Below are 5066 nucleotides of genomic sequence, written 5' to 3'. Positions count from 1 at the left end.
CCCCATGGCCGACCAAGACGCCATGCTCGAGCTGGAGTTCATAGGTGACAGCCGCAAGCCGATAAAGCTCAAACAGTACCGCTACCCTCGCCCAGCGTTCGTCCATGGCGCTGTGGTGTTTGGCGCCGAGTTCATCGAGACCCCAGTGGTCCGAATGATTCTGAAGCCGGATCGCGAGCATCTTCTCATGCGGTCRAGCGAGGGAAATTATCTCATACCTGATTGGTGCGAAGGGCCATGCCTTGTCTATCTTCGAGACGGTCCCGACGTCGTCGCGCGCCCACTTCTGGTGATCCTACCGGTACGAGGTCCCACGAGCTCTCCACTCATGTCGGCCCTTGCGGAGACCAACGTTCCCTCACGTGTGGCTAAGATGGCGACCGTACTTACTTCCTTCGAGGACGGCAAACTTCCCGTCCCTGATGTTCGTTACCTTCACTCGCTTGCCTGCGGCCTCAATGGGCTTCCCGCAACGGTGTTCGACATCCTGAAGGAAATTGCTCGCCGACCCCGAGCGTTGTTAAGGCTGCTGACGTCGGCCGGCAGCGATGTGGAAAGGCAAGCGGTCTGGTCCCTTCAGGAGAAGCTGCCGTTCATCTGGCTGACGCTTCCGACGAAGGATTGGCAGGCGGTCCTCGCATCGGAATTCGACGGTCTCTTGGAGGCGCTCGCATCGCTTCCGGATAGCACTCGCAACGAACTGATCGTCGGGCACTTCAAGAACCTGCGCGAAAAGCTCGTAGCGCTGGAACCTGCCCTTGATCTCAGGTTCGACCAGCTCGGTGTCGGGTCGGTGACGTTTCCTACGCTCCATCGCGCGCTTGAAGGGTACGTCAAGGATCAACGGATGTACGACGACGATAGCCAACACGACCCTTTCCAACGAAATCTCGTCCTCGAGCATCTGATCGAAGCCGCGATCAAATTGCCACCCGAGTTCGATAGATTCAGCGTGAACGACTTCGAAGGTATGGCAGTGCCCGCTGCGCTGGCCGCTGTCGCGGTCGGCCGGCTTACCCTGACGTCGCAATGCGAACTCGTGCTTCGCAAGACGCTGCGGGAGCATGGTCGCTACATCTCGTCTGCATATCCTCATCTTCTCCGCTTTTACGAGGTTCGTACTTGAAGCCCTTCTCGACACTTTCGCAAATCCGCCGCCGTTCCGCCGAGGCAATCATCTCGCAGGCGAACATTCGGGATCTCGCCCTGATCGAAGAGCTTCGTAGGAAGTTCAACTCGGCAGATGCATCGAATGGCGGATTGCTGCAGGAGCCCGTGATCGAGGGTGCCCATCCGTTCGTTCCCGCCGGAGTAAACATGGGGAACGTCTCAGCGTCTGTCTTGAATCCTCAGTTCGTCGCGGCCCTCGACGCCCTCCCGAACGGCGACTACCGCTTTCCGAAGACACGTCTCCCATTCAGGCACCAGTTGCAAACGTGGCAGCATCTCTCAAATACGGCGTCGCCCCAGTCCGTGCTTGTCACGTCGGGGACGGGTTCGGGAAAGACTGAGTGTTTTCTGTTCCCAATCCTGAGTGATCTAGTATCCCAGCTCCCTTCCACGACAGCTCCATTGGAAGGCGTTCAGGCGATCATGCTCTACCCCCTGAACGCCCTCATCGAAAGTCAGAGAGAGCGCCTTTCGGCCTGGACGAAACCGTTCGGCGGGAAGATTCGATACTGCCTCTACAACGGCGACCTCGAGAAGTCCCTCCCTGCAAGTGACCGCCGGGCAAAGCCCGAGCAACTGATCGATCGCGAGCAGCTTCGTGACAGTCCGCCTCCGGTGCTCGTCACCAACGTCACCATGCTCGAGTACATGCTTGCTCGATCCGAAGATCAGCCAATCATCCAGAAGTCGAGGGGCAAGCTTAAGTGGATCGTGCTGGACGAGGCGCACTCGCTCGTCGGCGCGGCTGCAGCCGAAATCGCACTTCTTCTTCGTCGAGTTCTCCTGGCATTCGATTGCAAGCCAGAGGACGTCCACTTCGTCGCGACATCGGCGACGATCGGCAGCGGGAACGATGTTCAGAACCAGTTGAAGCGTTTCCTAGCCGATGTGGCTGGCATCGCCGACGCGAACGTCCATGTGGTGGAAGGCAAGAGGCAGCTTCCGGAGCGCCCCGTTAAGCGCAGCAAGCTACCCGCCAAGGCGCAACTTGAGACGCTCGACGCCGGGGAGCTTTTCACTACCTTGTCGGCCGACGAGTCCGTTTGGAATTTCATCGAGAAGAAGCTTTTCGAGAACCCGCAGCCTTTGGCAGAGTTTGAACGGGTCGCACGGGGCGTCGGTCTTGATGCCGACGATTTTCTCGACGTCCTCTCCCAGGCGGCTCGGCCTCATCCCAAGACGGGCGAGGATGAAAGACTTGCTCCGATGAGGATCCATAGTTTCGAGCGGGCAGTCCCCGGCATCTGGAGCTGCGTGAATCCGCAGTGCCGTGGCTCGGCGGACGGCTGGTCCTTCGGCACAATTTTCCTGGATAGGCGAGACGAGTGCCCCACATGCGACGCGCCGGTCCTTGAGGTGATTAGTTGCAACGACTGCGGAGAGGTTCTGCTCGAAGGAGAGCAGGACGCAGGGAAGGATCGAATCCTTCCCACTCGACGTGTCGTGGACAAAGACGAATTCGAGTTTGAAGCTGGTCGCGATGGCGATGATGGCGAGGACACAGAGGACGACGAGCCGCAAGATACCGAACCATCGGCTCCTTCGGTCCAACAGAAGATCCTGGTCAACGGCGTAGTCAGCGGTCGCTTCCGACCAATGCATCTGTCGACGAAAGATTGGCGCATAGCGCCGTTCCAGACGGACGAAACCGTCGCGATCGCATACGAGCTGAAAGGCGACTCCTGCCCGTGTTGTGCCACGAACGCCCCTAAGGGAGTGATAGACCGGTTGCTCCGTCCGATGCGCTTCGGCGCTCCGTTCATGATAACGAATGCCGCTCCGATCCTTCTTGAGGGAGTCGATGCGAGTCGTGAAGAAGGCGCCGTTCCTTCGTACGGTCGACGTCTGCTCTCCTTTACCGACAGTCGGCAAGGCACGGCGAGGATGTCGGCGAAGATGCAGGCCGAGGCCGAACGAAACTTCGTTCGCTCGTTCGTCTACCATTCGGTGCAGCACTCTCTTTCCGCAGGAACGGGGGTCGACACCAGCAAGCTGGAAGCAGACATTGCAGGTCTGGAAGTTGTCCTTGCCGCCGCGCCGAATGTGACGGTCGAAAATCTGCTCGCAAAGATGAAAGAGGATCTCGCCAAAGCGCGCGGCGAGAATTTGTCCGGCATTCAATGGCAGGATCTCGTCGAGAGGCTCGCCCGCCGTCCGGAAGTGGAACGATGGATGAAGGACGTCTGGGAACCGCGAGACGGACGGTTCTTCCACGACAGCGTCAAGCTTGCCGATTTCCTGCTGATGCGCGAGTTCGCCCGCCGTCCGCGCAAGGCGCTTTCGATCGAGACTCTCGGATTGGCACGGCTCAGATTCAAGGAGATTGACGACCAACAGGCGATGCCATCCGCCTTCACTCGCTACGGCAAGACGATCGAGGAATGGCGGGCGTTCCTATACGCGATCACGACGTACTTCATGCGAGCAAACGCCGCGGTGGCGGTGCATTCTGAACTGATGCACTGGATCACCCCTCGGGCGAAGAACAAGTATTTGCTCGGACCGGGGCAGAAGGCCAGCGGGGACAAGCGCTACAAGGCATGGCCATTCGCTCCGAAGAACGCCGCGACACTTTCCACGCCCCAAATATTGCTAATCAACGGTCTCGGTTTGGACATCTCAAATCAGGAGCACAAGGCCGATATAGAGGAGTGCTTCGACCGCGCCTGGCAACAGCTCCAGCCGGTGTTCAACAGCGATCCGGAAAACCGGGCGCTCGACATACGCAAGGCGTACATCGCCCCGATGACCGAGGGGTTCCTTTGCCCCCTCACCCGTAGAATTCTCGAAGGCGCCCCATTCGGACTGAGCCCAGTGTCGCGGGCGTCGAGGCACGCCGCTAGGCGCAACGCGGATCGCGTCCAGCTACCGGCTCTTCCAGAGATCTTGCTTGGCGACATCGACGTCAACGCCAGGCGGGCGGTGATCAAGGACTGGCTTGGGCAGTCGGGTCAGATCAAGAAGCTTCGCGACGATGGCGCCTGGAATAACATCTCCGACCGCGTCGCGATGTTCGCCGATTATGCGCGTTCCGCCGAACACTCCGCTCAGCAGGAGAGCGCCCTGCTACGGCGTTACGAAGAACAGTTCAAAGCCGGCGAGATCAATATCTTGAATTGCTCGACCACGATGGAGATGGGCGTCGACATCGGATCGGTCTCAACCGTGATGATGACGAACGTACCCCCGTCGATCGCGAGCTATAAGCAGCGCGTCGGCCGGGCGGGCCGTCGCGGACAGCCGTTCTCGCTGGCATTCACGTTCTGCCGAGACCGACCGCTCGATCGGGAAGCGTTTCTTTCCCCTGCCGGATACCTCAACAGGAACCTCGCCGCCCCAAAAGTCGCGCTCAGTAGCCGCCCGATCGTCCAACGGCACGTCAACGCCCATCTCCTCCGACGGTTCATGCTCGACCGTGGGGGAGATCCCATTCGCATGATGATCGGGCCGTTCATCGGAACGCCGGCCGTTGTCGGTGAAAAGAGGGTCGCGCTCGATCAACGACCTGTCCACTCCTTCAAGGAATGGCTCAAGGCACCATCGACGCTTAAGATGGTGTCGCCCGACCTCGAAAAGCTGGTCAAGCACTCCGTTCTGGAGGGCGAGACGACCCTGGTCGACTCCTGCCTTCAGATCATGTCGGAGTTGGAATCAAGTTTCGAGAGCGAGTGGGAAGGTCTTCAGGCCCTCGCCAAGGACGAAGGTGTGAAGGACGCTGGCAAGAGCAGAATGGCCCTTGAGCTCAAGCGGCTCTGCGATGAATTCCTTTTGAGCGCCCTGGCGGATAGAGGTTTTCTACCGGGTCATGGATTTCCGACGGGCGTCGTCACGTTTCTTCCGCACAAGCCGCGGAGTGATGCGCCACTGGACGGAAGAAGAATGACACGGCTTACGGG

At 59.4% G+C, this 5066-nt stretch carries 2 protein-coding genes; both read left to right on the top strand.

Annotated features, from left to right (window positions below):
* A partial coding sequence (locus AC1D1Z_RS33920; protein WP_477853194.1) for an STY4851/ECs_5259 family protein occupies positions 1-1126 on the top strand: 1126 nt, incomplete at its 5' end.
* Positions 1123-5066: DEAD/DEAH box helicase (locus AC1D1Z_RS33915; RefSeq protein WP_477853193.1), on the top strand; the 3944-nt coding region annotated here is incomplete at its 3' end. The genes AC1D1Z_RS33920 and AC1D1Z_RS33915, both read left to right, overlap by 4 nt.

This window comes from Rhizobium sp. P1_E1 (assembly GCF_056406015.1).
The sequence above is the reverse complement of the archived record's forward strand: the minus strand, read 5'-3'. Positions and strand labels throughout refer to the sequence as shown.